The following is a 26590-nucleotide window of genomic DNA, read 5'->3' as shown; positions in this document are numbered from 1 at the left end:
TCGATTCAGAGGGCATTTGCTGCCAGTTCGCGCTGGGGGGGTGGGTCCTACTTGCGGGCGTAGCCCTCCCACTTGCTGGCCTGGTGCTCGCCGTCGACGAAGCGGATGGTGCCGGACTTGGAGCGCATCACGATGGACTGGGTCAGGACCTTGTCCTTGGAGTAGCGCACGCCCTTGAGGAGGTCGCCATCGGTGATGCCGGTAGCGGCGAAGTAGCAGTTGTCGCTCGTGACGAGGTCGTTCGTGGAGAGGACGCGCTCGAGGTCGTGTCCGGCGTCGATGGCCTTCTGCTTCTCGTCGTCGCTGGTGGGCCACAGGCGGCCCTGGATGACACCGCCGAGGGACTTGATGGCACAAGCGGCAACGATGCCTTCGGGGGTGCCGCCGATGCCCATCAGGGCGTCGACGCCGGTGCCGGAACGTGCAGCGGCAATGGCGCCTGCGACGTCGCCGTCCATGATGAACTTGGTGCGGGCACCGGCTTCGCGGATTTCCTCCACCAGCGGGCGGTGGCGGTCGCGGTCCAGGATCATGACGTTGAGCTGGTTGACCTTGACGCCCTTGGCCTTGGCGATCAAGTGCAGGTTCTGCTTCACCGGGAGGCGCAGGTCCACCATGTCGGCTGCTTCGGGACCCGTGACGAGCTTCTCCATGTAGAACACGGCGGAGGGATCGAACATGGTGCCGCGCTCGGCAACTGCCAACACGGCGAGGGCGTTGTTGATGCCCAGCGCGGTCAGGCGGGTTCCGTCGATGGGGTCGACGGCGACGTCGCACTCGGGTCCGGTGCCGTCACCGACGTGCTCGCCGTTGAAGAGCATGGGGGCTTCGTCCTTTTCACCCTCGCCAATGACAACGACGCCGTTGAAATGGACGGTGTGGAGGAAGGAGCGCATGGCGTCGACGGCGGCGCCGTCTGCCTTGTTCTTGTCGCCGAATCCAACCCAGTGGCCGCCCGCAATGGCGGCAGCTTCGGTAACCCGGACAAGTTCGAGGGCCAGGTTGCGGTCCGGCTCATCGGTCCCGACGGCGAGCGCCGGCGAAATCGTGGAATACTTCTGGGACATTGGCGCTGGAGACACGTGAACCTCTTCTTCGATGACGCGATTCGTGGGACCAGGAATGGCTGGGCTTGGCGGCCTGAATGATTCCTCTAGAAGAGATCATAGTCGGGGCGGGGTGGCGCGGTCATCGGATGACCAACTCCCGGAACGCCCCTTGCGCGGACCGGCCGATGTGTATTAGCCGCTTGGATAGGAGACTATTGAAGCGTGAGTGAAACGCAAGACAAAGCAATTGCCGCCGCCCCCTCCGACGGCGGAGGCACGGGCGCAGCTGGCGCCGACGACGCCGGTCAGCCTGCGGTGAAGCCCGTTATCCCGGCGAAAGCAGCCAAAAGGGCCAATGCCTCGGTGATTGGCATGCTCATCGCGTTGCTCCTCTGCGTGCTGGCGTTCCTGCCGATTGTGCTCATGAATCCGGCGCCAAAGAGCAATGGTTACAAGCCCAACGTCGATGTGGCGGCAACCGCCGCCAATGCGAAAGATGTGGCCGGTTTCACACCGGTGGCGCCGGATACCGGCGACACATTTAGTCCGAACTACGCCCGCTGGTCATCCGGAACCGGCGATGGCGTGCCCACGTGGGAGGTCGGATACGTCACTCCCAAGCAGGCCTTCATCGGCATTGTCCAGACCCGCAAGGCCAACCCAACCTGGATCTTCCAGCAGACCGGCAGTGCTCCGGTTACCGGAACGCGCAGCGCCGGCGGCCACGACTGGGAGCTCCACGACACGGCCAAGGGCAACCGCAGCATGGTCCTGAACTACCGCGGCACCACGATCATCCTGAGCGGCGGCGCCGGCCTGGACGAGTTCTCCACCTTGGCCACCGCAGTGGTCAAGGCGATGGACGCAGCTCCGGTCGCTTCGGCGGACGCGAGCACGAAGCCGGGCGACACAGTTTCGCAGCCTGGCACCACAAAGCCGTAAAGTAGCGCCGTGGCTACCTATCTGACTCCTGCACTTGCCTGGCGCCGTCTGCGCGAAGGAAACGAACGCTTCGTCGCCGGGGAGTCCATGCACCCCAACCAGGACGCTTCCCGCCGGCATTCCCTGGTGGAGGACCAGCACCCCTTTGCCGTGATCTTCGGTTGTTCTGATTCCCGCCTGGCCGCCGAAATCATCTTCGACCTCGGCCTGGGCGATGCCTTCGTGGTCCGCACCGCCGGTCAGGTGATCGACGACGCGGTCCTCGGTTCGCTGGAGTACAGCATCTCCCAACTGCATGTTCCGCTCATCGTGATCCTTGGCCACGACAGCTGCGGCGCGGTGACCGCGACGAAGAGTGCCGTCGAGACCGGTGAAATGCCGGCAGGTTTCATCCGTTCCCTCGTGGAGCGCATCACGCCTTCCGTCCTCACCGCAATGCGCAACGAGCAGACGGACGTCAACGAGATGGTGGTGGAGCACGTGAAGCAGACGGCCCGCCGCCTTGCCGACAGTTCCCGTGTGATTTCCGACGCGATCGACGACGGCCGGGCCGCCGTCGTCGGGCTTTCCTACAAACTGGACGAAGGCCGCGCGGCGCTTGTTTCCGGGATCGGCAAGCTCTAGGCCGGATGCCGGGCCGCCCCGAAGGGGCGGCAAGCGGCGGCCGTAGCTTTGTTCCACCGGTTTTCGGTCAAGCGGCTGCTCGCCATAAGCTAGCCCCATGACTTCCACTCAAGAATCCAACACGGCCGAGTTCCGTATTGAACATGACACGATGGGCGAAGTTCGCGTTCCTGTGAACGCCTTGTACCGCGCCCAGACGCAGCGCGCCGTGGAGAACTTCCCGATCTCCGGCAAGACGCTTGAGCGCGCGCACATCGAGGCCCTGGCCCGCGTCAAGAAGGCCGCGGCCCTGGCGAACGCTGAACTTGGGGTGCTCGACGGCGAGCTCGCCGAGGCCATTGCCAACGCTGCCGATGAGGTTGCCGCCGGAAAGTACGACGGCGATTTCCCCATCGACGTCTTCCAGACCGGTTCGGGCACGTCCTCCAACATGAACACCAACGAGGTCATCGCCGAGCTGGCGACGCGCGCCCTCGCGGCCGCCGGGAGCGACAAAGTTGTCCACCCGAACGACCACGTCAACGCTTCGCAGTCCTCCAACGATGTCTTCCCGACGTCGGTCCACGTCGCCGCGACGTCGGCCCTGATCAACGACCTGATCCCGGCCCTCGAGTACCTGGCTGCTTCCCTGGACCGCAAGGCCGTGGAGTTCAAGGACGTCGTCAAGTCCGGCCGTACCCACCTTATGGACGCCACCCCGGTGACCCTTGGCCAGGAGTTCGGCGGCTACGCAGCGCAGGTCCGTTACGGCGTCGAGCGCATCAACGCCGCCCTCCCCCGCGTCGCCGAGGTCCCCCTGGGCGGCACCGCGGTCGGCACCGGCATCAACACCCCAGAAGGCTTCCCGGAGCGCGTCATCGAGCTGCTCGCAGCCGACACCGGCCTGCCGCTGACCGAGGCACGCGACCACTTCGAAGCGCAGGCCAACCGCGACGGCCTCATCGAGGGCTCCAGCCAGCTGCGCAACATCGCCATTTCCTTCATGAAGATCAACAACGACCTCCGCTGGATGGGCTCCGGCCCCAACACGGGACTCGGCGAGATCTCCATCCCGGACCTCCAGCCGGGTTCGTCGATCATGCCGGGCAAGGTCAACCCGGTCATCTGCGAAGCCTCGATCATGGTCTGTGCCCAGGTCATCGGCAACGACACCGCCATCGCCTGGTCCGGTACCAACGGCGCCTTCGAGCTCAACGTCGGCATCCCCGTCATGGCTGCCAACCTGCTCGAATCCATCCGCCTCCTGGCCAACACCAGCCGCGTCATGGCCGACAAGATGATCGACGGCATCACCGCGAACGTCGAGCGCGCCCGCTTCCTGGCCGAGGCTTCCCCGTCCATCGTGACCCCGCTGAACAAGTTCATCGGTTACGAAGCAGCGGCAAAGATCGCCAAGAAGGCCGTTGCGGAGGGTTTGACCATCCGCGAAGCCGTGGTCTCCCTGGGTTACCTCGAGCGCGGCGAACTGACTGAAGAGCAGCTCGACAAGGCCCTCGACGTCACCACCATGACCCGCCCGGCCCACAAGGCCTAGTTTCTCGCCAGCCCGACTGGCCAGCCCGACGGCGGCCGGCACCTTCCCCACGGAAGGCGCCGGCCGCCGTCGTCGTTTCTGCCCGCATAGGATTTCTTGCACTTTCCAATCAAAAGTGCAAAACTTTACTCTGTGGAAAATAGTGCAATTAACGACGGTGGACTCCGGGAGCGCAAGCGCGCTCAGACCCGCTCGGCGATCTCCGCCGTCGCGCGGTCCTTGACGGCCCAGCACGGACTCAACGGCTTCACTGTCGAGGAAGCCTGCGAGCAGGCCGGCATATCGCGGCGGACCTTCTTCAACTATTTCCACACCAAGGAAGACGCAGTGATCGGCTCGTTCTCCGACGAGCTTCCCGAGGACGCGCTGGAAGCCTTTAACCGCAATCCCGATCGTGCAGCCGGCACGATCTCCGGCTCGCTGCTGTCCGCCCTGCGGCACTTCACCCTGGCGGTCCTCGAGCGGTCCACCGTCAGCCCTTCGGAGATCCGCCAGCTCATCGCCGCAGTCAAGGCCGAGCCCCAGCTCCTTGGCCGGTTGACCCGTGAAGGCGAAGTCCGCGAGCGCCAATTCGCAGAGCTCATCGCATCCCGTGAAGGCCTCGCCGCGGACCATGCCGAGATCGTCATGGCCGCGGCGGTCTTCGGCGCCGTCACCAAGAAGACAAGCCAACAGTTCTTTTCCGAAGAGAACACCGAGCCCTACCGCGAACTGCTGGACCGGAACCTCCACGCAGCCCGTACTCTCTTCGCCCAAGCGCTGGACACCCACCCCGTCGAACCCCAGAAGGACCAACCGTGAGTACCACCCTCAAGACCAAAGCGGCCGCACCGCTGCTCTTGACCCAGAGAAGGATCTGGATCATTTTCTCGGCGCTCATCGCCGGAATGCTGCTCTCGAGCCTGGACCAGACCATCGTGTCCACGGCCATGCCCACGATCGTCGGCAAGCTCGGCGGCGTGGAGAACCAGGCCTGGATCACCACGGCCTACTTGCTGGCCACCACCATCGTCATGCCGATCTACGGCAAATTCGGTGACATCCTGGGCCGGCGGAACCTCTTCCTCATTGCCATCGGCTTGTTCACCGCAGCTTCCATCGGTTGCGCCTTCGCCACCGACTTCTGGGGTTTCGTGATCTTCCGCGCCATCCAGGGCCTGGGCGGCGGCGGCCTGATGATCCTGTCGCAGGCCATCATCGCGGACATCGTGCCTGCCAAGGAACGCGGCAAGTACATGGGTCCCCTCGGTGCCATCTTCGGCCTCTCCGCCGTGGCCGGCCCGCTCCTGGGCGGCTTCTTCGTCGATCACCTGACGTGGGAATGGGCTTTCTACATCAACATCCCCGTCGGCATTGCGGCGTTCACGATCGCCTGGTTCACGCTCACGCTGCCGAACAAGAAGGCCGAAAAGCGCATCGACATCCTGGGCGTGCTGCTGCTGTCCGCTGCCACGGCCTGCCTGATCTTCTTCACCGACTTCGGCGGCAAGAAGGACCAAGGCTGGGACTCCCCGCTGACCTGGGCCTTCGGCGCCGGCATGGTGCTTGCTGCCTTCCTCTTCGTCCTTGTGGAGCGTAAAGCCGAAGATCCCATCATTCCGTTGAGCCTGTTCAAGAACCGGATCTTCATCAACGCAACGGCCATCGGCTTCACCCTGGGCTTGGGCATGTTCGCCGCTATCGCCTTCGTGCCGACGTTCCTGCAGATGTCCTCCGGCACCTCGGCCGCCGTCTCCGGCCTGCTTATGCTGCCGATGATGGTTGGACTCATGGGTACGTCGATCTACTCCGGTATCCGCATCTCCAAGACCGGCAAGTACAAGATGTTCCCGATCCTCGGAGCGAGCCTCACGATCGTTGCCATGTTGTGGCTCACGACCCTCGCGGCGGCAACTCCGATCTGGGTCATCTGCATCCAGCTGTTCATCTTCGGCGCGGGCCTCGGCTTGATCATGCAGGTCATCGTCCTCGTGGTGCAGAACGCCGTTCCAGCCGAGCAGATCGGCACGGCAACGAGCACCAACAACTACTTCCGCGAAGTCGGGGCTTCGTTGGGCGTCGCCGTCTTCGGCTCGATCTTCACCACGCGGCTGGCCGAGTCCCTCACCAAGGCATTCACAGGCGCGGGTGCTTCAGCCTCACAGGCCGCACAGTCCACCAGCAAGCTTGACCCTCAGACGCTGGCCCAACTGCCGGTCCAGGTCAAGGACGCCATCGTCAACGCCTACGCCGATTCACTGGCACCCGTGTTTTGGTATCTCATCCCGTTCATCGCCATCGCCCTCCTCCTCGCGATCACCCTCAAGCAGATCCCGCTCTCCGACACCGCCGGAATGGTGGCCCGGGGCGAGGCTGTCGGGGGCGCCGAGGCCGAACGCCTTGAAGCCGAACGCCTCGGAGGAACCCCCGAGGGTTCCGCCGAGGGTTCCGGCGAGGGTTCCGCCGAGGGGTCCGGCGAGGGGTCTCGCGCCGTAGACGCTGTTCCGGAGTCCGGCCCGCTGGGGGACAAAGACGGCGAGCTCGCCCGGCGCTGAGCCCGGGACATGCCCGCCCTTGGCTCGGACCAGTGGACATATGGGGAATCTGTCCACTGCCGGGACGCAAGGCCGGGCATGTCCTCCGGGCCGAGCATCTGGCTTAGGCTGGAACGCATGAGTTCAGAGCCCGAAGAATCCGCGAACATCAGCCCGGCCGTTCGATGGGGACTCGGGGCAGTCCTTTTCGGCCTCCTGGCCGTCTCGATAGCCTCCGCCAAGGGCGAATGGTGGACCATCGTCGGCGCTATTGCCTGTGGTGCCGCCGCATGCCTCTTCGCTGCCCGCGCGATCCTCGCGGCTCGTCAATCCCGCTGAAATGCGACGGCGGAGCCTGGCTCCAGCGCAAGCCGGATGGTTTCGCGGTGGCCGGCACTGATCTCAGGCAACTCGTCGAGGGCAAACCAGCCGACGGCGATTGACTCGTCGTCGTTGACGCGGGCCTCTCCCGAGACATAGCGGCATTTGAAGGCAATATCCAGGAAGTCGCACACGTCTCCGTTGGGATACGTGACCGGGCCGATCACGCCCACCGCCAGGATGCGCTCGGTTTCGGCCACAACTGCAGTCTCCTCGAAGATCTCGCGGAGCAAACCGGGGGCCGGATGCTCCCCGGGTTCCAGCATTCCGGTGATCAGGGTCCACCGGCCATTGTCGGCCCGTTGGCACAGCAGGACCCGGTTCTCGTCGTCCAGGACCACGCCCCGGACGCCGGGTAGCCACAGCGGATCGTTGCCGATCTTCTCGCGGATTTCTCGGATGAATTCCGGGACCGGCACGGCCTAGCCCGCTTCCGTTGAATCAGCCATAACCAACACGAGCTCTGCCTCCGCTTCCGGATCGGATCCGCCAGTAGGGCGAGTATCCCACCGGCGATGCCCGAATGACAGCGGGCAAGGCGGCTCAAACGGTCGCTTCTCGCTCCGTTTGCCCACAGCTCTCCTCACGCCGGCAGGGCAAACATGGCCGCAGCGGCACCGGCCAGCATGAACGGCCCGAACGGTATCGAAGATTTCAAGGTTCCCCGCCGGGCAGCAAGGACTCCCAGGCTCCACAGCCCACCGAAGAGGAACGCCGCAAATGTTCCGGCAAAAACATGCGCCCAACCCAGATAGCCAAGGTAAAGGCCGAGGACGCCGGCCAATTTGACGTCGCCGAAGCCCATCCCCGGCGGGTAGACCAAGCGCAGGATGAAATAGAACACCCACAGCACGGCTCCCCCGGCCACGATTCCCAAGGCAGGCACCCCGAGGAAGGGGGCACCGCCGTCGGGCGCTGGTCCAGCCGCTCCCCCCGCCAAGGTGACGGCCACCGCAGCGCCGAGCAGCAACGCACCGGCGATGGCATAGGAGGGGAAGACGATCCGGTTGGGCAAGAGGTGGTGACGGACGTCGATGACCGTGAGCCGGGCAGCCATGACAGCAAAGTACACACAAGCTGCGAGCAGCAGCCAGAAGGCCGGGAAACTGGTCCCCCATAATTCGCCGAGTCGTCGGATCACCCTCGGATGCTATCGGTTTTCTCAAACCTTCGCCGGTTACGCACGCTTAGACTGTGGATATGGGGCGTTACAGTGCAGAAATCCAGGGCAGTCCGGATGCCGACATGTCCTCCACCTTCCGAAACCTCTGCCGCTCCTCCCCGTGGAAATGGACAAGCCTCAGGTTCGAATACCTGGACAGGCCGGGCAAGGCGGATGCCACAGTGCGCGCCTGGTTGCGCCGGCCGGGAGCGCTTCGGCTCGAAACCGTCGACGGTGCGTTACTGCATAGCACCACGGGCATCAACGACTCCCGAGACGGGCTTTACCTTGGTTCCAAGCGCAAGTCCTGGCTATTGCCGGCCCACTTGGTCACCCCCGTTTATGACTCCGCGGGCTTGGTCCGCCGACGCCCCGAAGCGGCCTACGGCGAACCGTCGTTCGGGAACGGTCGGCTCGCTGCAGCCCTTGATCCTGTCGAGCTCGCCGGTAATGCGCCAGTGCCGATGGAGTTTCCCGAGTCCAACAGGGTGTCGTTCGGCGCCATTCGGGAAGTGGAGCACGAGGGGCGTCCGGCGCTCGAAACCATCGCGACGCCGGGATCCAGCTACGTGGCTGCTGATGCGGCAACGCCGCTCTGTTTCCCTGGGCGCACGCTGTTGCGGGTGGACTCGGGAACGGGTGTGTGCGTTTCCAGCCAATCGCTCGACGGCGATACCACCGGCCACGGGCATTGGATGCGGATCCTGGGGGTGGACGAATACATGCTGGACGATCTGTTCCTCGCCGAATCGATGAACCTCACCGACGTCCGCAAGCACATCAGTTGGGACATCGGTCCCCGTGCATGAGCGCGGCCCCGCCCTGGAACGCTAGCTCACGTATATCGGGTTTCCGGCCGACGCCCGCTCACCTATATCCGGTTTCCGGCCGACGCCCGCTCACATGTATCCGGTTTCCGGCCGACGCCCGCTCACATATATCGGGTTTCCGGCCGACGCCCGCTCACATGTCCGCTAGGCTTCCCGGATGAATGAGCTAAGCGCCATCTGGCCCTTCTTCGGCCTCATCCTGACCACACCCCGCTTGGAGTTGCGCCCCATACAGGACGCCGACATCCCCGCAGCCGTCAAGGCCGCCCTCAGCGGCATTCACGAGCCTGGGAAGTCCCCCTTCAGCAACCCCTGGACGGAACTGCCCAAGGATGAGTTGGGTGCCAACATGGCCGGGTGGTATTGGCGCTGCCGTGCGGGAATGGCTGCGGAATCATGGACGCTCCTCCTCGGCATCTGGCATAACGACGAGTTCATTGGCTGCCAGGATATCGAGGCGAAGAACTTCGCATCGTTGAAGACCGTCTCCACCGGCTCCTGGCTCAAGAAAGGCGCCCAAGGCCTAGGCCTTGGCAAGGAGATGCGCGCGGCCGCCCTCAGCTACGCCTTCGACTACCTGAACGCCGAAGTAGCGACATCCGAAGCTGCCATTTGGAACAAGGAATCCTTGGGCGTTTCCGCCAGCCTCGGCTATGAACCCAACGGCATTTACCGCGACCAATGGGGCACCGACGTCGTGCAGGTCCAACGAGTTCGACTCACCTCGGGCTCCTTCACCCGACCCGATTGGAAGCTAAAGGTGGAAGGCCATGAAGCCGCAGCACAGTTCCTGGGTTTGTGAGCGAGCGTCGGGGGAAAACCCGACATACGTGAGCGAGCGTCGGGGGAAAACGCCACATACGTGAGCGAGCGTCGGGGGGAAAACCCGACATACGTGAGCGAGCGTCGGTGAGAGAGCGACAACGATCGACGCGCGGAGGGCCGTGGCCAGGCGAACCTGGCCACGGCCCTCCGGACAACAGAGGCCGAGCCTTAGATTTCGGCCCCTTCAAGCAGCTCCGTCACGAGGGCTGCGATCGGCGAGCGCTCGGAGCGGGTCAGGGTGATGTGGCCGAAGAGCGGGTGCCCCTTGAGGGTCTCGACGACGGCGGCAACGCCGTCGTGCCGGCCGACGCGGAGGTTGTCCCGCTGGGCGACGTCGTGGGTCAGGACGATCTTGGAGTTCTGGCCGATACGGCTCATGACCGTGAGGAGCACGTTCTTTTCGAGCGACTGTGCCTCGTCCACGATCACGAAGGCGTCATGGAGCGAACGTCCGCGGATGTGGGTCAGCGGCATGACTTCCAGCATGCCCCGGTCCATGACTTCTTCCACGACTTCCTGGCTGACGAGCGCACCGAGAGTGTCGAAGACCGCCTGCGCCCAGGGGTTCATCTTCTCCGCCTCGGAACCGGGAAGGTAGCCAAGTTCCTGTCCACCCACCGCATACAGGGGGCGGAAGACGATCACTTTGCGGTGCTCCCGGCGCTCCAGGACGGCCTCGAGTCCGGCGCACAGGGCCAGGGCCGACTTTCCCGTACCCGCGCGGCCTCCGATCGAGACGATTCCGACGCTGGGATCCATGAGCAGATCGATCGCAAGCCGTTGCTCCGCCGAGCGGCCGTGCAGTCCGAAGACATCGCGGTCCCCCTTGACCAGCCGCACTTGCTTGTCCGCGCCGACGCGTCCCAAGGCGGAGCCCCGGTTGGAAAGCAGCACCAGTCCCGTGTTGACGGGCAGCTCCGCCGCCGCCGGGATGAACACCGGTTCATGCCCGTACAGGGTGGTGATTTCGTCCTCGCTGGCTTCGATCTCCGCCATGCCGGTCCAGCCGGAGTCCTTGACGAGTTCATTGCGGTATTCGTCCGCGAACAGCCCCATCGCGGAGGCTTTGACGCGCATCGGAAGGTCCTTGGAGACGACCGTGACGTTGCGGCCTTCGTTGGCGAGGTTCTTGGCGACTGCCAGGATGCGGCTGTCGTTGTCCGGGCCACGGAATCCTGCCGGAAGCACTTCGGTGGACACATGGTTCATCTCAACGCGCAGCGTGCCGCCGTCGGTTCCGATCGGGATGGCTTGATTCAATCCGCCATGCTCGATGCGCAGGTCATCCAGGAGCCTGAGGGCCTTGCGGGCGAAGTAGCCCAACTCGGGATCGTGGCGTTTGCCCTCCAATTCGGTGATGACCACGATCGGGACAATGACTTCGTGCTCCGCGAAGCGCAACAGGGCGTGCGGATCGGAAAGCAAGACGGAAGTGTCAATCACATAGCTCCGGCCAGTCGGGGTCCCGGACTGTGCAGTCCGCCCGCTGTTGGCCCGCTTGGTGCGAGAGGTAGCTGAACTTTCCCCGTCTGAAACGACTACGGGCAGTTGCTCAGAAATAGCCACATCGACTCCAGCCCCGGGCGAACCCGGCTTATTCGTGAGGCGGCTCGGCCGGAAGGCCGGGCGCGGCCCCCCACGTAACTGGTGCGATGATTCGCTCCATCTACTGGCCTCCCCGATCAGCAGGCGGTTTGCCTACTGATGGGATTAACGTATTCCCGTGCGATTACATTTCCGGTTAGCCCAAACGGCGATTCGTGTAGACAACATGTGAACTTCCCGTAAACGGGAGCGCACCGGAAGTCACCGAGTCAGGAACCGAAGCGGCGTTGGCGGCCGGCGTAGTCCCGCAGGGCCCGCAGGAAATCAACCTTGCGGAACGCGGGCCAGAGTGCCTCGCAAAAGTAGAACTCGCTGTAGGCGCTTTGCCACATGAGGAAACCTGACAAACGCTGTTCACCTGACGTGCGGATCACCAGATCCGGGTCCGGCTGGCCTCGCGTGTAAAGGAAACGCGAGATGTCGTCCACTGAGAGCTCATCGGCCAGCTCGGTGATGTCGCGGCCGTGCGCGACGGCGTCGTGCAGCAGTTCCCGTACGGCGTCAACGATCTCGCGCCGTCCGCCGTACCCGACGGCCACGTTCACATGGAGCCGCTCGCGGATCGGCGTGCGGGCCGTGAGCTTGTTGAGCCGCTCGGCGAGGTAGTCCGGAAGGAGCTCCGGCGCGCCCATGGCGTGGACCGAGATATCGGCGTCGTCATCCAAGCGGTCGAGGGTATTGGCGATGATTCCCATCAGCAGTTCGAGCTCTTCGCCGGAACGGTTCATGTTGTCCGTCGAGAGCATGTAGAGAGTGACGACTTTGACACCGAGTTCCTGGCACCAGCCGAGGAATTCGTGGATCTTGTCCGCGCCTGCCTGATGGCCTTCGCTGGTCGGAGCGTTGAACTGCCGCGCCCAGCGGCGGTTGCCATCCACCATGACGCCGATGTGCCGGGGAATCTTCTCCCGCTCGAGCGAACGGAGCAGTTTGCGCTCGTAGAAGCCGTAGAGGAAGCCGGGCCACTCCATCCGGACACTCACCTGACTTCCTATGAACAGCACGTTAAAAGCGAAACAAACGACGACGGCGGCCGGTCCGCTTGGCAGCCGGCCCCCAGCCAAACAACTATCGACACCTCCGGACCGCTGCCGTAGGCGCACCACCAAGGCTACCTTCCCAAGGCGGGCAGCCGGCACACCTGAACAGCGGAAAGCGATCGCAAAGGGCGCTACTCGGCAGTAACTTATCCAGGCGCGGGTTACGCTTTAACGATGTCGGAGCTGCTCACAACCAAGCCGAGGTGGCGCGGCTGGATCCATGCTGTGGCCACGCCTTTCGCCGTCGCGGCAGGGATCGTCCTGGTGACATTGGCGCCAACGACGGATCGCAAAATCGCCTCCGCCATCTACGCCTTGACGGGTGTGCTGCTCTTCGGCGTGTCCGCGGTCTACCACCGCGGCAATTGGGAGCCGAAGACCAGGATGGTCCTCAAGCGCCTGGACCACACCAACATCATGCTGGTGATCGCGGGCAGCTACACGCCCCTCGCATGGTCGCTGCTGGAGCGTCCCAAGGCCGTCCTCCTGCTGTGGGTGATCTGGTCCGGTGCACTGCTGGGAGTGCTTTTCCGGGTTCTCTGGACCGGCGCTCCACGTTGGCTCTACGTGCCCACCTACGTCGCGCTGGGCTGCGGGGCATTGTTCTACCTGCCGGAGTTCTTCACGGCGAACGTTCCAGCGGCGATCCTGATCTGCGTGGGCGGGGTCCTCTACATCGCGGGCGCGGTTTTCTACGGAATCAAGAGGCCCAACTTCAGTCCGTTGAACTTCGGCTTCCACGAGCTCTTCCACGCCCTCACCGTGCTGGCGTTCGCCGCACATTTCGCCGCGATCATGATTGCCGTGCTGAGTTAATTGGCGATCCTGGGCTAGCCGGCGGCTTCCGCCATCGCGTCGAGGCGCTGCGCGAGTTCCTCGACCGATCCAAGCGGCAGGTCACACACCATCCCCCGGCATAGATACACCAGCGGTGAGCCGTCCGCGGCAGCCGTACGGGCTTCGAGCAGCGGCACCTCAGGTTCCGCTGCCCGGGCCCCGGGCAGGGCGCCGTCGTCGGGCGCTTGTTCGCCGGCCACACGGAGCTGGACCGCAACCACCATCCCCGGGCTCGGCGAGGCCAACAGCGCGCGGTGGAGTTCCCGTTGTTTGGCGCATGGCGGGCCGGATACTGCGGCCTCTACGGGACCAACCGCGGCTGCCTGGGCGGTCGCAAGCAGCCATCCCGCTACCCGTGGAGCCCGCCCGGCTATGGGCGGCAGGAGCGAGAGGATGTTGCTCGCCATGGCCCTGTGCTCGTGCGAACCGGAGTAGGCCGCGTAGCTCAGCAACACTCCGGCAAACGCAGCTGCCCCGCTGGGCGCCGCGTTGTCGAAGGGGTCCAGGCCCGCGTGCTGGCCCTGCGCGTTGAATACCTGGGCCGACTCCCCTACGGAGTCCGACAACCTGCCGTCCACCACGAATCGCGCGCAGGCTCCGCTGATCAGCTCCTCCGCGAACCGGTACCAGCGCTGCTGGCCAGTCACCGCGTAGAGGGCCAGGAAGCCTTCGGCGCAAAATGCGTAGTCTTCCAACAAGCCGCTGATGCCGCGCGCAACGCCGTCGTGCGAGACCCTCATCAGCACCCTCGCCCCGGGCTTTGAGGTGCCGGCGGCCGGACGCCAGTGCGCGCGCACCAGGTACTCGGCCACGCTTTCCGCGGCGGTCACCAGTTCAGGCCTGTCCAGGACAGCGCCGGCTTCGGCAAGCGCCGCGATGGCCAGGCCGTTCCAGCCCGCCACGACCTTGTCGTCCCGGGCCGGTTGGGGCCGCGCCGAGCGCGCGGCGCGCAAGGCGGGCCTGACTCGGTTCCACAACCGCGATTCCGCACCGGAGAGCTGGCGCCCGGGATGGAGCGGAGATCCGAGTTCCGAGACCGTCCCGGACGGTCCCACGTTCATGAGCCGGGCCACTGCGGCGCCGTCCCCGGGGCCAAGCACGGCTTCGAGGCTCGCAGGAGTCCACAGGTAGGACGCCCCTTCGTGATGCACTCCGTCCACCACGGTATCGGCGTCGAGCGAGGAAGCGAGTCCGTCCGGCGCCGCGGGATCACCCACGCCGAGCGAGCCGAGCATCCAGTCCGCCACCCGCGACGCCACACTTGCGGCCTCGCCGGCCGGCAAGACCCAGTCGCCCCGAAGCCGGACCCAGTGGACGTAGGCACGGAGGAGCTGGGCATTGTCGTAGAGCATCTTCTCGAAATGCGGCACGGCCCAATCCGCGGTCACGGAATACCGGGCGAAGCCGCCGTCGAGCTGGTCGCACAGTGCGGAACGGGCCATGGCGGCGAGCGTGCGGCCCGCCATGTCGCGGGCGGCGTCCGAGGTATCCGACGGTACGGCAGCGTGCCGGATCAGGAACTCAAGAACGGCCGACGGCGGGAACTTGGGAGCGCCGCCGAAGCCACCGCCGTCGGGGTCCTCCGAACGGGCGAGAAGACGCACGGCTTCCGATAACAGGCTTCTGTCCAGGCTTTCGGACGGCCTGTCGAGGAACACGGCTGAGGCGAGCTGGGCATCGGCCATGCCGACGGCGAGCCCTCGCGCGTTTTGCTCGACGGCGTCGCGGCGTTCCAGCCAAGCCTCATGGACCGCTTCAAGCACCTGGCGGAAGGACGGCCTTCCGGGTTGTGGCTTCGGCGGGAAATAGGTGCCCGCATGGAAGGCCAAGCCGTCGGGCGTCAGGAACACCGACATCGGCCAGCCGCCCTCGCCGCTGATGGCCTGCGTGGCTGCCATGTAGATCGAGTCCACGTCGGGGCGTTCTTCGCGGTCCACCTTGATGGCCACGAAGTGGGCGTTCAGATACTCGGCGGTGTCCTGGTCTTCGAATGACTCGTGGGCCATGACGTGGCACCAGTGGCACGCGGCATAGCCGATGGAGAGAAAGACGGGAACATCGCGGGCCGCCGCGAATGCAAAGGCCTCGTCGCCGAACGGCCGCCAGTACACCGGATTGTCCGCATGCTGGCGGAGATAGGCGGACGGTTCCGAGCCGAGGGCGTTGGACGCCCCCGGCCATTCCCGGGTGATGCCCGGGTCAGCGGGCTCCGGAGCCGGCATCGCCGTCGGAGTCTTCTGCGCGCGGCTTGCCCGCAACAGCGCCGCCGGTCTCAGCAGTGCCGGTCCCAGCAGTGCCGGTCCCAGCGCCGCCGGTCCCAGAGCCGGTCACGGAACCGTCAGTCCCGGAACCGTCCGCCTCAGCCGCGTCGGGACCCCCGACCAGGGCTTCTTCAACCTGGGCGCGGTAGCGGACCCGCCGGATCCGGCGGACCATGTCGACGATCAGGAAGGTCGTGAGCACCACGATGAAGGCAGTCAGGACGAATCCCCAGGTTCCCGGGGTCACCTGGTCTTCCGACAAGCCGGGGCGCAGCGACGGGGTCGGGGTAGGCGACGGGGTCGTGGCCAGGGCGATGAGAAAGTGGTGCACGGTTCAAACCTTCTATGGGAGTTTCCAGCCGGGTGGCGACTTCTACGCTTGATAGAAATCGCCGGCGATCCTATCTTAGCCCTGCGAACAGGTCCTTTTCCGGCAGTTCGGCCGGGATACGGGAGTCGACCAGCGTGTAGTCCTCCCACGGCCAGGCCCTGCGCTGCATCTCCGGGGATACTGCGAAGAAGAAGCCGAGGGGGTCAATCTGCGTCCGATGCGCCCTGAGTGCGTCGTCACGGGCCTCAAAGTAGTCACCGCAATCCACTTGCGTGGTGGTCTGGTGCATAGGCCTCGGCGGAGTATGTCCTTCCGCGTCGGCTTCAAGCCAGGAGGCCAGGCGTTCGGCGTAGGGCGATTGCAGGCCCGCCTCTTCGAGCGCGAAATGCAAGGCCCGGAAGCGGTCGGGGCTGAAGGCGCGGTCGTAGTACAGCTTGCTGGGCGCCCAGCTTTCGCCTGTCCCTGGGTAGCGTTCCGGGTCACCGGCTGCGTGGAAGGCTTCGACGGCAACCTTGTGGGCCATGATGTGGTCAGGATGCGGGTAGCCGCCGTTTTCGTCGTAGCTCACCATGACGTGCGGCTTGAAGTCGCGGACCAAGCGGACGAGCGGTGCCGAGGCCCGCTCAAGGGGCTGAAGCGCAAAGCAGCCGGCGGGCAGGGGTGGCAACGGATCGCCGTCGGGCAGTCCGGAATCCACGAAGCCCAACCAACGCTGCTTGATTCCGAGGACCGCGGCAGCTTGCTTCATTTCCAAACGGCGCGCGCCTGCCATGTCGCGCTTCGGGTGCGGGGCGGACTCCATGGCCGGGTTCTGGATGTCCCCGCGGGAACCGTCGGTGCAGGTAGCCACCATGACCTCCACGCCGGAAGCCGCATACATCGCCATGGTTGCCGCGCCCTTGCTTGACTCGTCGTCCGGGTGTGCGTGGACGGCGAGCAGCCGGAGCTGCGTGTCGGGGCTGGTGGATGTGCTCATCCGGTACGGTTCCTCTTTCCGGGTCATGCTGTTCTGGGTTTGCTGGTGGCTGTACTGATCAGATCTTTCTAACGCGTGCGACTCCGCTGTGGGCGAAGAGGCGCCGGAAGCCCACTAAACTGGGTGGGTGACTTCGGAAGACCCATCGGGCACGGCGCTGCCAGCAACTACCAGCCTAGCCAATCGCTACGGCAGCCAAAAGCGCGCCTTCGGAGGGAAAACCAAACGGAACATCGTCATCGCCGTCCTCCTCGTGGTCATTGGGCTCTTGTTTTGGGTCACTATGTCTTCCTCGCAATCGTCTGTGTCTTTCAAGGACATCGGTTACAGCGCCACTGATGCCACCCAGCTGTCGGTCGATTTCCAGGTCACAAAGAACCCGGATGCCACCGCAAAATGCGCGGTCAAGGCCATGGATGCCAAGTTCGCGGTGGTCGGCTGGAAAGTCGTTGAGATCGGCCCGAATGCCCCGAAGGCAGGGGCCGACGGTGGCCAGACAACCGCCCAAAGGGCCATCCTTCGCACGGAGTCCGAGGCCGTGTCCGCCGTCGTGGACAACTGCTGGATTGTCGACGGCAGCAAATAGCAACGGTGTGACCCGCGACTCAGTGAGCTTGGGTTTGTCCACAGGATTGACTACACTGGATCAATACCTTAACCCCGCTGAGTTGGTTGCTGAGTTCCACGAGTGGCCTGCACCGGCGGGGTCTTTGCTTGTCAGATCCATAAGGAGAAGTCCGTGTCGACCACCAACAGCGCGCCTGCAGCTTGGCTTACCCAGGACGCATTTGACCGCCTGAAGGCAGAGCTGGACCACCTTTCCGGCCCTGGCCGTGCGGAGATCGTACAGAAGATCGAAGCCGCCCGTCAGGAAGGCGACCTCAAGGAAAACGGTGGATACCATGCCGCCAAGGAAGAGCAGGGCAAGATCGAGGCCCGCATCCGCCAGCTTACCGTGCTCCTGCGCGACGCCCAGGTGGGCGAAGCTCCGGCCGATGATGGAATCGTCGAGCCCGGCATGCTCGTCGTCGCACGCATCGCCGGTGACGAAGAGACCTTCCTGCTCGGATCCCGTGAAATCGCCGGCGATTCCGATCTCAACGTCTTCAGCGAGAAGTCCCCGCTCGGCGTGGCGATCATGGGCCACAAGGAAGGCGACAAGATCAGCTACGTCGCCCCCAACGGCAAGGAAATTCCGGTGGAGATTGTTTCCGCCAAGCCGTTCGCCGGCTGATTGTTCCGCGAAACAACGACGCCGGCCCACCCCTTCCCGGGGCGGGCCGGCGTTTTGCTTTGGGTTCCCCCCCAACTAGCTCGCAGTTGTTGTCGTTTTGAGGGCTCGTAACGACAACAACTGCGAGTCAGTTGGGGTGGGCTACGGCGTCAGTGCACCACGATCGGGTGGAAGCCCTCGGCTCGAAGGGCTGCCAGGACCTGCTCGCTGTGTTCGTGGCCCTTGGTTTCCAGGTTGACGGTGATGGAGACGTCGCCCATGCTGATCGCGCCGCCCACCCGGGTGTGGTCCAGGCCGGTCACGTTGGCATCGTTTTCGGCGATGATGCGGGCAATGGTCGCCAAGGAACCGGGACGGTCATCCAGCATCATGCGCACGGTCATATAGCGTCCCGCAGCCGAGAGGCCGCGCTGGATCACCTTGAGCATCAGCATGGGGTCGATGTTGCCGCCGGACAGGATGACGGCGGTGGTCCCCGGGTTCTCGATCTTGCCGTCCATGAGGGCTGCGACGCCGACAGCACCGGCCGGCTCGACCACCATCTTGGCGCGCTCGAGCAGGAAGATGAGGGCCCGGGCCAAAGAGTCTTCGCTCACCGTCACGACGTCGTCCACGAGTTCGCGGATGATGCTGAACGGCAGCTGGCCGGGGCGTCCGACGGCGATGCCGTCCGCCATGGTGGAAACCTTCTTGAGCGGCACCAAGGCGTCAGCGGCGAGCGACGGCGGGTAGGCGGCCGCGTTCTCGGCCTGCACGCCGATGATCCGGATCTCGCGTCCCAGCTCCCTGGCCCTCGCTTTGATCGCGACGGCGACTCCGGCCAGCAGGCCACCGCCACCGACGCCCATCAGGACCGTGTCGACGTTAGGGACCTGATCCAGGATTTCAAGCCCGACGGTGCCCTGGCCCGCCACGACGTCGACGTTGTCGAAGGGGTGGACGAAGACCGCGCCAGTTTCGTTCGCGTAGCGCTGCGCCTCGGCCAGGGCCTCATCCACGTTGTGTCCGTGCAGGACGACTTCGGCTCCGTGGCTGCGGGTTGCGGCAAGCTTCGGAAGCGCCACACCGAGCGGCATGTAGATGCGTGCCTTGATTCCGAGGCTCTTCGCCGCCACCGCAACGCCTTGCGCGTGGTTGCCTGCCGAAGCCGCCACCACGCCGCGCTTCTTTTCCTCGGGAGACAGGCGTGCCATCCGCACGTAGGCACCGCGGACCTTGAAGGAACCTGCCCGCTGGAGGTTCTCGCATTTGAAGAAGACCTCTCCGCCTACCATCGCTCCCAGGGCCCGTGAGGACTCGATGGGGGTCTTGGTAATAATGCCCTCGAGCAGCTCCTGCGCCTTAAGGACATCGTCCAGGGTGACGGGCAGGGTATCGAGGGTATTCACGGGTTAATCTCCTTTGTTGGTGTGCTGTGCGGCATCCTTGGCGAATGTCCGTTCCGCAGCCGCGTGCTGACCTGCGGCGCCTTCGCCGCTGTTGGACCGTGCGCCCGCGTTGGCGCCGGGACCGTGGATTTCCTTGATGGTGGGTTCCTCATCGGAGTCCGGTGGTGCAATCCCTGCGCCGGCGTACGCCGTCATCAGTCCTTCATCATGTTCCCACGTCCGCGCTGCAATATAGCGAACCGCCGTATTTGCTACGGCGAGGAGCGGGACGGCAAAGAGCGCTCCCGGGATTCCGGCCAGGTAGGAACCGGCGGCGACCGACAAGATGACGGCGACCGGGTGCAGCGATACGGCCTTGCCCATGATGAGCGGCTGGAGGATATGGCTTTCAAGCTGCTGCACGAACAGGACGATGGCCAACATGACGAGCGCGTTGACGGGACCATTCGCCACCAAGGCCAGGAGCACCGCGATGGCTCCCGTCACGAGGGCACCGACCACCGGGATGAACGAGCCGATGAACACCAACACACCCAGGGGCAGGGCGAGGGGAACCTGGATAATCGCTGCGCCGACGCCGATCCCCACCGCGTCCACGAACGCAACGAACATCTGGATGCGCACGTAGCTGACCATGGACGACCAACCGCGCCGGCCCGCGCCATAGGCCGCTGCGCGTGCGGTCCGGGGCAGGAGCCCGACGATGAACCGCCAGATCCTGGACCCCTCGAGGAGGAAAAAGATCAGGATGAAGAGGGCCAGGACCATGCCCGCGGCAAAATGCCCGGCGGTACTACCGAAGGACAGGGCACCGCTGAGGATGCTGCTGCTGTTGTTCTGCAGGGCCGAGGTGGCGCTCTGGATGTAGGTGTCGATCTGGTCCGCGGTCAGGTGCAGCGGGCCGTCAGCGAGCCAGGCCTGGATTTGCTGGATGCCCGTGAGCGCTTCCTGCCACAGCTCGCCGAATCCCACAGCGAGTTGCCGTCCCACCAACGCCAGGGCTCCCGCGATGACCCCGAGAAACCCCACCACTGTGATGGCAACGGCCGCTCCTTGGGGCATCTTGAGCTTCCTGAGCCACCCCGTGACCGGGTAGAGCAAGCCTGCCAGGAGGGAGGCGACCATGAGCGGGATGATCAGGAAGCTGACCTTCCCCAACAGCCAAATAAGGGCTCCAACGACCACCAATATGAGGCCCACCCGCCATGCCCACGCGGCAGCAATCCGGACTCCGTACGGGATGTCCTGCGCAATGTGATGCTCCGACACCTGCCTGGGCGCGGCCGAAACGGGCTCACTCGATGGCGTGGCGTCCTGTGCTGGCGTCATTCACCCATAATTCCGCAGGGAGCGCCCGATAGGAAACCCATCTACAGCGCGCCCACGATTCCCCACCTCATAGTGAAGGTCTCCCCCGGTTCGAGCCACCGGAGGCCATCGCCCGAGTTGAACGCGTTCGCCGGACCGGTCATGGGCTCAATCGCCACCGCTTTCGAGCGGCCCGGAAAAGTATCCGTGACGAAGATGTGGACGTAGGCGCAGCTTTCGTCCTGCTCCAAGGAGACGCTTCGGCCATCCGGCGCCGACAGCGTTTGGCGGGCGATGCCGCCGTCGAACCCCAAATCCGTGAACGCCACGTCGACATCCAGGCCACCCACACTCCGGCCGGCGCCAAAATCAAAATCACCGTCGACAGGCACCGAACTACGCGGGATCAGCCGCTCGTCGGCCACGAGTCGCGTACCGGCGTGGACAGTCAGGACCATCTCTTCCGGCGGAACGTCCCCTACACGCAAATACGGGTGCGCCCCGAGGACGAAGGGCGCGGGGGCCGCCGAATCATTGATGAAACTCTGGGAGACCCGAAGCGCCAGCCCGGCGTCGATCTCGTAGTGGACCTGATGCCGGGCCAGGAAGGGGTAGCCGTGCTGCGGGAAGATCACGGCTTCGAGGGTCACGGAGAATTCGTCTTCCGCCACGAGGGCGTAGGACGAGTTGCGCAGGAGCCCGTGGCTGGCGTTGTTGCGGGACACCTCCGTGATGTCCAGTTGCTGCTTTTTGCCGTCGAGGTACCAGATCCCGTCCTCGATCCGGTTGGCCCACGGGGCGAGGGTAATTCCGGTGGCACCGGGCGGAAGTTGCGCGTCGCCGTAGCTCTCGGTGAGCTGGACGCCGTCGCGGCTGAACAACCGCAAGCCCGCGGCGAGCTCGGTGACGACGGCGAGTGCGTCACCGCGGCGGATCTCGAATTGGCGTCCGCTGGCAAAGCGTCGGGATACGGTCTCTTCGCCCGGTGTCGAAGACGGTGTTGTGGGAGGCATGGCACCACCGTACTGCATCCCATGTGTTGCTTGGCTTCACCCTCAATGTTCTTTTTTGTTAGATATTTTGCCTTTTTGAGCACTCTGTGGCACCATAAATCCATGACTCGCCTTACCAGCACACGCCTCGCCGATGGCCGGGAGCTGATCTATTTCGACGACGCCGGCTCGCCGGAGCGCGATCCCGGCTCGCTGACGGATCACCGTGAGCTGCCGCAGCGCGCCGATCCGGGCGAGTTGCGCTACGACGCGCTGAGCGGCGAATGGGTCGCCGTGGCGGCACACCGCCAAAGCCGCACCCACCTGCCACCGGCAGACCAATGTCCCATCTGCCCCACCACCCCCGCGAACCCTTCCGAAATCCCGGCGCCGGACTACGACGTCGTGGTGTTCGAGAACCGCTTCCCCTCACTGGGGCCGGCGGTCGGCATGATCCCGGGCATGCCCGCTTGGGGAACCTCCGGCCCTGCATACGGCCGCTGCGAAGTTGTCTCATTCACGCCCAGCCACACCGGATCCTTTGCCGAGCTTGGCGAAACCAGGGCACGCACGGTCGTCGAAGCCTGGGCGCACAGGACTGAGGCGCTCAGCGCCCTTCCCGGAATCCAGCAGGTGTTCCCGTTCGAAAACCGGGGCGCTGACATCGGGGTAACCCTTCACCACCCGCACGGACAGATCTACGCCTACCCCTACGTCACGCCGCGGGCGGCCAGCCTTGGCGCCGCCGCCGGCCGGTACTTCGACGACTCCAAGGGCCGGGAATCGCTCACGTCCTCGATCCTCAAGGCCGAACGCCAGGACGGGAGCCGCATGGTGCTCGAAGCCGAGCACTTCAGCGCCTACGTGCCGTTCGCCGCCCGCTGGCCGCTGGAGGTGCATCTCGTCCCCCATCGGCAAGTTCCCGACCTCGCCGCTTTGAGCGGCGAAGAACGCGACGAACTAGCCCACGTCTACCTTGAGTTGCTCAAGCGCATGGACGCCCTGTATCCGACTCCCACACCGTACATTTCCGCTTGGCACCAGGCACCCCTGGATCCCGCCTTGAGACCGTCCGGCCACCTGCACCTGCAACTCACCTCCCCACGCCGTGCTGCCGACAAGCTCAAGTACCTTGCCGGTTCCGAGGCCGCCATGGGAGCCTTCATCAACGACACCACGCCCGAATCGGTGGCCGAACGGCTGCGCGCCGTCGCCAGCGATTCCCAGCGCGCTATTCCGGAAGGGGCCCCAGCATGACCTCCACTCCCGACGCCCCCGCCGTGGGCGCCCTCTCCGGGCTTTTCGAGTCGACTTTCGGTTCAGCCCCCGACGGCGTGTGGCAGGCACCGGGACGCGTGAACCTGATCGGCGAGCACACCGATTACAACGAAGGTTTCGTGTTGCCTTTCGCCATCGACAAGACCGCGAAGGTTGCAGTCCGGATCCGCCATGACTCACGCGTCCGGCTGTTGTCTACCTTCGGCGGGCAAGGCCTCGTCGAAGCCGACGTCGACGCGTTGGTTCCCGAAGCGGCCAAAGGCTGGACGAAGTATCCGCTCGGCGTCGCCTGGGCCTTGCAACAGCGCGGCGTCCTTGTCCCGGGCTTCGACCTCCTCATGGATTCGGATGTCCCGCTGGGCGCGGGGCTGTCCTCTTCGCACGCCATCGAATGCGCCGTCATCTCCGCCCTCAACGAGCTAACGGGCGCGGGACTGGGCGCCGAAGACATGGTCCTCGCAACGCAGAGGGCCGAGAACGACTTCGTGGGCGCCCCTACCGGAATCATGGACCAGTCGGCGTCGCTTCGCGGGTCAAAGGGCCATGCGGTCTTCCTGGACTGCCGCGACCAGAGCGTGCAACTAGTCCCCTTCGACGCCCAGGAGGCCGGACTCGTTCTGCTGGTCATCGACACCAAGGTCTCCCATTCACATGCCGACGGCGGTTATGCCTCGCGTCGTGCTTCCTGCGAACTCGGGGCCCAGGTACTGGGGGTCCCGGCCCTGCGCGACGTAGGCATCGGCGACCTGGAGGAAGTCAGCGGCCTCCTGGACAGCACCACGTTCCGGCGGGTGCGGCACATCGTCACGGAGAACGACCGCGTGCTGCAGACCGTGGAGCGCCTCACCACGGAGGGCCCCGCCCACATCGGCAGGCTCCTCGATGCGAGCCATGCGTCCATGCGCGATGACTTCGAGATCTCCTGTCCGGAACTGGATCTCGCGGTGGAAACCTCCCGAGCCCACGGTGCCATCGGCGCCCGGATGACGGGCGGCGGCTTCGGCGGCTCGGCCATCGCCCTCACCCCGGTGGGCCACGAGCAGGAGGTGCGCGACGCCGTCGTACGCGCCTTCGCGGCGGCCGGTTTCACGACGCCGGACATCTTCACCGTGACCCCGGCCGCCGGGGCCACACGACTCGCCTGAGGTCCGAGTATCCGCCGCCTTGGGCGGGCCGGCCCCGGCGTAAGCTGGGGGCATGACTGAGGCCGTCATCGTTTCCACCGCCAGAAGCCCCATTGGACGGGCCTTCAAAGGGTCACTCAAGGACGAACGTCCCGACGACCTCGCGGCGGCCATGGTGACTGCCGCGCTGGCGAAGATTCCGGCTTTCGATCCAGGGGCACTAGACGGCCGCGGGCTCGATGACCTCTACCTTGGCTGCGCCGAGCCCAGCGGCGAGGCCGGCTCGAACATGGCCAGGGTGGTGACCGTCCTGGCCGGCCTGGACACCGTCCCCGCGGCCACGATCAACCGCTTCTGCGCCTCGAGCCTGCAAACTCTGCGGATGGCCTTCCACGCCATCAGCTCCGGAGAAGGCCACGCCTTCGTCTCGGCGGGGGTCGAATCGGTGTCCCGCTACCAGAACTGGGTCGGGGCAGGGGAAACCGACACCAGCGTGCACAACCCCCTGTTTGAAGCCGCGCGCGCCCGTACGGCCGCCCGGGCCGCGTCCAACACCCCGTGGACGGATCCCCGCATGGGAGGACGGATGCCGGACGTCTACATCGCGATGGGACAGACCGCGGAAAACGTCGCCACGAGCCACGGAATCAGCCGGGCCGAGCAGGATCTGTGGGCGGTACAGAGCCAGAACCGTGCCGAGGCGGCCATCTCCTCCGGTTTCTACGCCCGCGAGATCACGCCGTACACCCGCAAAGACGGGACCGTCGTCGAGCGCGACGATTCACCTCGCGCCGGCGTCACCCTTGAAGCGGTCAGCGCCTTGGAGCCGGTCTTCCGCAAGGAAGGGACCGTGACCGCCGGGAATGCCTGCCCGCTCAACGATGGCGCCGCCGCCGTGGTGGTCATGAGCGATTTCCGGGCCCGGGAGCTTGGCCTCGAGCCGCTGGCACGCATCGTCTCGACGGGAGTCAGCGCCCTTTCCCCGGAACTCATGGGCATGGGTCCCGTGGAGTCGTCGCGCCGGGCCTTGGCACTGGCGGGGCTGAGCATGGCGGACATTGACCTCGTGGAACTCAACGAAGCCTTCGCCGTCCAGGTGGTAGCGAGCGCCCGCGAACTCGGCATCGATCCGGAGAAACTTAACGTCCACGGCGGAGCCATCGCCCTTGGCCATCCCTTTGGCATGACAGGCGCCCGGATGACCACCACTTTGCTCAATGGCCTCCGGGAACGGGACTGCACCTTGGGACTGGCGACCCTGTGTGTCGGTGGCGGGCAGGGCATGGCGGTGGTCTTCGAGCGTCTGTCCTAACCGCACCGGAAAGACACGTAGTGCCCCTGAAGACGGATCTTCAGGGGCACTACGCTCAACAAATCCTGGGAGCTTAGTCGTCGCCGCGCAGGATCGCCAGCAGGCGGATGATCTCCACGTACAGCCACACGAGCGTCACGGTCAGGCCGAAAGCGGCCGTCCAGGAGTATTTCTCCGGAGCGCCCTGCCGGACACCCTGTTCGATGCTCGTGAAGTCCATGACCAGTGAGAACGCGGCCAGGCCGATAGCCAGGATGCCGATGAAAACGCCCAACGGGATGCCGAAGATGTGCACGCTGCTGCTCAGGCCGAACGGCGACTGGACTGCGCCCGTCCACACCAGGACCATATTGATCACTGCGAAGACGAGGTAGCCGAGCATGGCGATCATGAAGAAGCGAACAGCCTTGGGGGTGGCACGCACCTTGCCGCTCTTGAAGAGAGCCAAGGTCACGCCGAACACCGCAAGGGTGCCAATGACAGCTTGCAGGCCGACGCCCGGGAACATTCCGTCCAGGAGGCGGGTCAGGCCTCCGAGGAACAGACCCTCAAGTCCGGCATACGTCAGGATCAGTGCCGGGGACGGCTGCTTCTTGAAGGAGTTGACCATGCCCAACGCGAAGCCGCCCAAGGCGCCGACAATCATCAGGAGATTTGCGGTTCCCGGAGCAACGAACAACGTGCCCGCCGCGCCAAGCAGCAGCACCGCAAGGCACGCTGCAGTCTTGACGATGACGTCGTCGAAAGTCATACGGCCGGTCTCGGCCGGACCGGCTGCGGGCTGGTTGTACATCTCCTGCAGCTGATCGCTCGTCATGGGCGGCTGTGCCGCCCAGGCAGGCTGGCCGTACTGGGGCTGGCCGTACTGGGGCTGGCCGTATTGGGGCTGGCCGTGGGTGTAGCTGGGAACGGGCGGAGCCTGTGTGGCTCCACGGAAATTCTTTCCGTTGAAGATCGGGTTGCCGCCGAGTGCCATGGTGGATGTCCTTCTTGCTGTGGGTGCGAAGTGATAGTTCACGCTACCAATTCCCACGCTTGGTCCGC

Annotated in this window: 26 protein-coding genes; 14 read left to right on the top strand and 12 right to left on the bottom strand. The window is 65.0% G+C overall.

All coding sequences use genetic code 11. The features are described 5' to 3' along the window. Positions 1-47: 47 nt before the first annotated feature. Positions 48-1067: a class II fructose-bisphosphatase gene (gene glpX / locus QRN51_RS13820; RefSeq protein ID WP_171983398.1), complete on the bottom strand. Its 1020-nt coding sequence runs from the start codon at positions 1065-1067 to the stop codon at positions 48-50. Between the two features lie 204 nt (positions 1068-1271). On the opposite strand from glpX, the gene QRN51_RS13815 reads away from it, so the two are divergent. From QRN51_RS13815 to QRN51_RS13790, 6 genes are all read left to right on the top strand, one after another. Next, the gene (locus QRN51_RS13815; protein ID WP_284990419.1) at positions 1272-1991 is read left to right on the top strand and encodes a DUF4245 domain-containing protein; all 720 of its coding nucleotides are present in this window, start codon (positions 1272-1274) and stop codon (positions 1989-1991) included. 9 nt (positions 1992-2000) lie between these two features. Further along, positions 2001-2615, top strand: a complete 615-nt coding sequence (locus tag QRN51_RS13810) for a carbonic anhydrase (RefSeq protein WP_059387956.1) — start codon at positions 2001-2003, stop codon at positions 2613-2615. A gap of 97 nt (positions 2616-2712) precedes the next feature. Further along, on the top strand, positions 2713-4149 hold the full coding sequence (locus QRN51_RS13805) for a class II fumarate hydratase (protein ID WP_284990418.1): 1437 nt from the start codon (positions 2713-2715) through the stop codon (positions 4147-4149). Positions 4150-4281: 132 nt separating this feature from the next. Beyond that, positions 4282-4950 (top strand): TetR/AcrR family transcriptional regulator, encoded by a 669-nt coding sequence (locus tag QRN51_RS13800; RefSeq protein ID WP_284990417.1) that lies wholly within the window; start codon positions 4282-4284, stop codon positions 4948-4950. Beyond that, positions 4947-6683 carry an MDR family MFS transporter gene (locus tag QRN51_RS13795; RefSeq protein WP_284990416.1) on the top strand — a complete coding sequence of 579 codons (1737 nt, stop codon included), beginning with the start codon at positions 4947-4949 and terminating at the stop codon, positions 6681-6683. Before QRN51_RS13800 ends, QRN51_RS13795 begins: the two co-directional genes overlap by 4 nt. A gap of 117 nt (positions 6684-6800) precedes the next feature. Then, positions 6801-7001, top strand: coding sequence for a hypothetical protein (locus tag QRN51_RS13790; RefSeq protein WP_059387958.1), 201 nt, complete (start codon positions 6801-6803; stop codon positions 6999-7001). Here QRN51_RS13790 and QRN51_RS13785 read toward each other — a convergent pair. Continuing rightward, positions 6989-7462: an NUDIX hydrolase gene (locus tag QRN51_RS13785; RefSeq protein ID WP_284990415.1), complete on the bottom strand. Its 474-nt coding sequence runs from the start codon at positions 7460-7462 to the stop codon at positions 6989-6991. The genes QRN51_RS13790 and QRN51_RS13785 overlap by 13 nt on opposite strands. A gap of 164 nt (positions 7463-7626) precedes the next feature. Next, positions 7627-8184, bottom strand: coding sequence for a prepilin peptidase (locus tag QRN51_RS13780; protein ID WP_284990414.1), 558 nt, complete (start codon positions 8182-8184; stop codon positions 7627-7629). Between the two features lie 59 nt (positions 8185-8243). Between QRN51_RS13780 and QRN51_RS13775 the strand changes: the two genes are divergently transcribed. Continuing rightward, the gene (locus tag QRN51_RS13775; RefSeq protein ID WP_284990413.1) at positions 8244-9014 is read left to right on the top strand and encodes a hypothetical protein; all 771 of its coding nucleotides are present in this window, start codon (positions 8244-8246) and stop codon (positions 9012-9014) included. A gap of 178 nt (positions 9015-9192) precedes the next feature. Further along, positions 9193-9837, top strand: coding sequence for a GNAT family N-acetyltransferase (locus QRN51_RS13770; RefSeq protein WP_284990412.1), 645 nt, complete (start codon positions 9193-9195; stop codon positions 9835-9837). A 191-nt stretch (positions 9838-10028) separates the two neighbouring features. Here the strand turns inward: QRN51_RS13770 and phoH2 are convergent, their stop codons facing one another. Beyond that, the gene (phoH2, locus tag QRN51_RS13765) at positions 10029-11303 is read right to left on the bottom strand and encodes an RNA 5'-3' helicase PhoH2 (RefSeq protein WP_370872299.1); all 1275 of its coding nucleotides are present in this window, start codon (positions 11301-11303) and stop codon (positions 10029-10031) included. A 371-nt stretch (positions 11304-11674) separates the two neighbouring features. Beyond that, positions 11675-12436, bottom strand: a complete 762-nt coding sequence (locus QRN51_RS13760) for an isoprenyl transferase (protein WP_059387964.1) — start codon at positions 12434-12436, stop codon at positions 11675-11677. Positions 12437-12679: 243 nt separating this feature from the next. Here QRN51_RS13760 and trhA point away from each other — a divergent pair, with 243 nt between their 5' ends. Beyond that, complete coding sequence (trhA, locus tag QRN51_RS13755; RefSeq protein ID WP_284990410.1) at positions 12680-13321, top strand: PAQR family membrane homeostasis protein TrhA; 642 nt, start codon at positions 12680-12682, stop codon at positions 13319-13321. Between the two features lie 14 nt (positions 13322-13335). On the opposite strand, the gene QRN51_RS13750 is transcribed toward trhA, so the two are convergent. The 3 genes from QRN51_RS13750 to mca form a co-directional block, all read right to left on the bottom strand. Further along, a complete protein-coding gene (locus QRN51_RS13750; RefSeq protein ID WP_284990409.1) occupies positions 13336-15564 on the bottom strand; it encodes a thioredoxin domain-containing protein in 2229 nt (742 codons plus the stop codon). Next, entirely contained in the window at positions 15542-15934 is a 393-nt protein-coding gene (locus QRN51_RS13745) for a hypothetical protein (protein WP_284990408.1), read from the bottom strand. Before QRN51_RS13745 ends, QRN51_RS13750 begins: the two co-directional genes overlap by 23 nt. Positions 15935-16004: 70 nt before the next feature. Then, positions 16005-16910 (bottom strand): mycothiol conjugate amidase Mca, encoded by a 906-nt coding sequence (gene mca, locus QRN51_RS13740; protein ID WP_284990407.1) that lies wholly within the window; start codon positions 16908-16910, stop codon positions 16005-16007. Between the two features lie 127 nt (positions 16911-17037). Between mca and QRN51_RS13735 the strand changes: the two genes are divergently transcribed. Both QRN51_RS13735 and greA read left to right on the top strand, forming a co-directional pair. Then, the gene (locus QRN51_RS13735; RefSeq protein ID WP_284990406.1) at positions 17038-17496 is read left to right on the top strand and encodes a DUF4307 domain-containing protein; all 459 of its coding nucleotides are present in this window, start codon (positions 17038-17040) and stop codon (positions 17494-17496) included. A gap of 153 nt (positions 17497-17649) precedes the next feature. Then, entirely contained in the window at positions 17650-18144 is a 495-nt protein-coding gene (gene greA / locus QRN51_RS13730; protein WP_184736437.1) for a transcription elongation factor GreA, read from the top strand. A 149-nt stretch (positions 18145-18293) separates the two neighbouring features. Here the strand turns inward: greA and ilvA are convergent, their stop codons facing one another. From ilvA to QRN51_RS13715, 3 genes are read right to left on the bottom strand one after another with little or no spacing between them, the layout of a single operon-like run. Next, positions 18294-19532, bottom strand: a complete 1239-nt coding sequence (gene ilvA / locus QRN51_RS13725; RefSeq protein ID WP_284990405.1) for a threonine ammonia-lyase — start codon at positions 19530-19532, stop codon at positions 18294-18296. A gap of 3 nt (positions 19533-19535) precedes the next feature. After that, positions 19536-20861: an AI-2E family transporter gene (locus tag QRN51_RS13720; RefSeq protein ID WP_284990403.1), complete on the bottom strand. Its 1326-nt coding sequence runs from the start codon at positions 20859-20861 to the stop codon at positions 19536-19538. Positions 20862-20902: 41 nt separating this feature from the next. Then, positions 20903-21853 (bottom strand): aldose 1-epimerase family protein, encoded by a 951-nt coding sequence (locus tag QRN51_RS13715; protein ID WP_284990402.1) that lies wholly within the window; start codon positions 21851-21853, stop codon positions 20903-20905. A gap of 102 nt (positions 21854-21955) precedes the next feature. On the opposite strand from QRN51_RS13715, the gene galT reads away from it, so the two are divergent. The 3 genes from galT to QRN51_RS13700 are packed head-to-tail and all read left to right on the top strand — an operon-like array spanning position 21956 to position 25546. After that, complete coding sequence (gene galT, locus QRN51_RS13710) at positions 21956-23089, top strand: galactose-1-phosphate uridylyltransferase (RefSeq protein ID WP_284990401.1); 1134 nt, start codon at positions 21956-21958, stop codon at positions 23087-23089. Beyond that, positions 23086-24255 carry a galactokinase gene (gene galK / locus QRN51_RS13705; RefSeq protein WP_284990400.1) on the top strand — a complete coding sequence of 390 codons (1170 nt, stop codon included), beginning with the start codon at positions 23086-23088 and terminating at the stop codon, positions 24253-24255. Before galT ends, galK begins: the two co-directional genes overlap by 4 nt. A 52-nt stretch (positions 24256-24307) precedes the next feature. After that, positions 24308-25546 (top strand): acetyl-CoA C-acetyltransferase, encoded by a 1239-nt coding sequence (locus QRN51_RS13700; protein WP_284990399.1) that lies wholly within the window; start codon positions 24308-24310, stop codon positions 25544-25546. Between the two features lie 73 nt (positions 25547-25619). Here the strand turns inward: QRN51_RS13700 and QRN51_RS13695 are convergent, their stop codons facing one another. Next, entirely contained in the window at positions 25620-26522 is a 903-nt protein-coding gene (locus tag QRN51_RS13695) for a Bax inhibitor-1/YccA family protein (protein ID WP_284990398.1), read from the bottom strand. Between the last annotated feature and the right edge of the window lie 68 nt (positions 26523-26590).

Source organism: Arthrobacter sp. efr-133-TYG-120, assembly GCF_030209785.1.
Lineage (GTDB): Bacteria > Actinomycetota > Actinomycetes > Actinomycetales > Micrococcaceae > Arthrobacter.
This window is presented reverse-complemented; position numbering and strand designations above follow the sequence as displayed.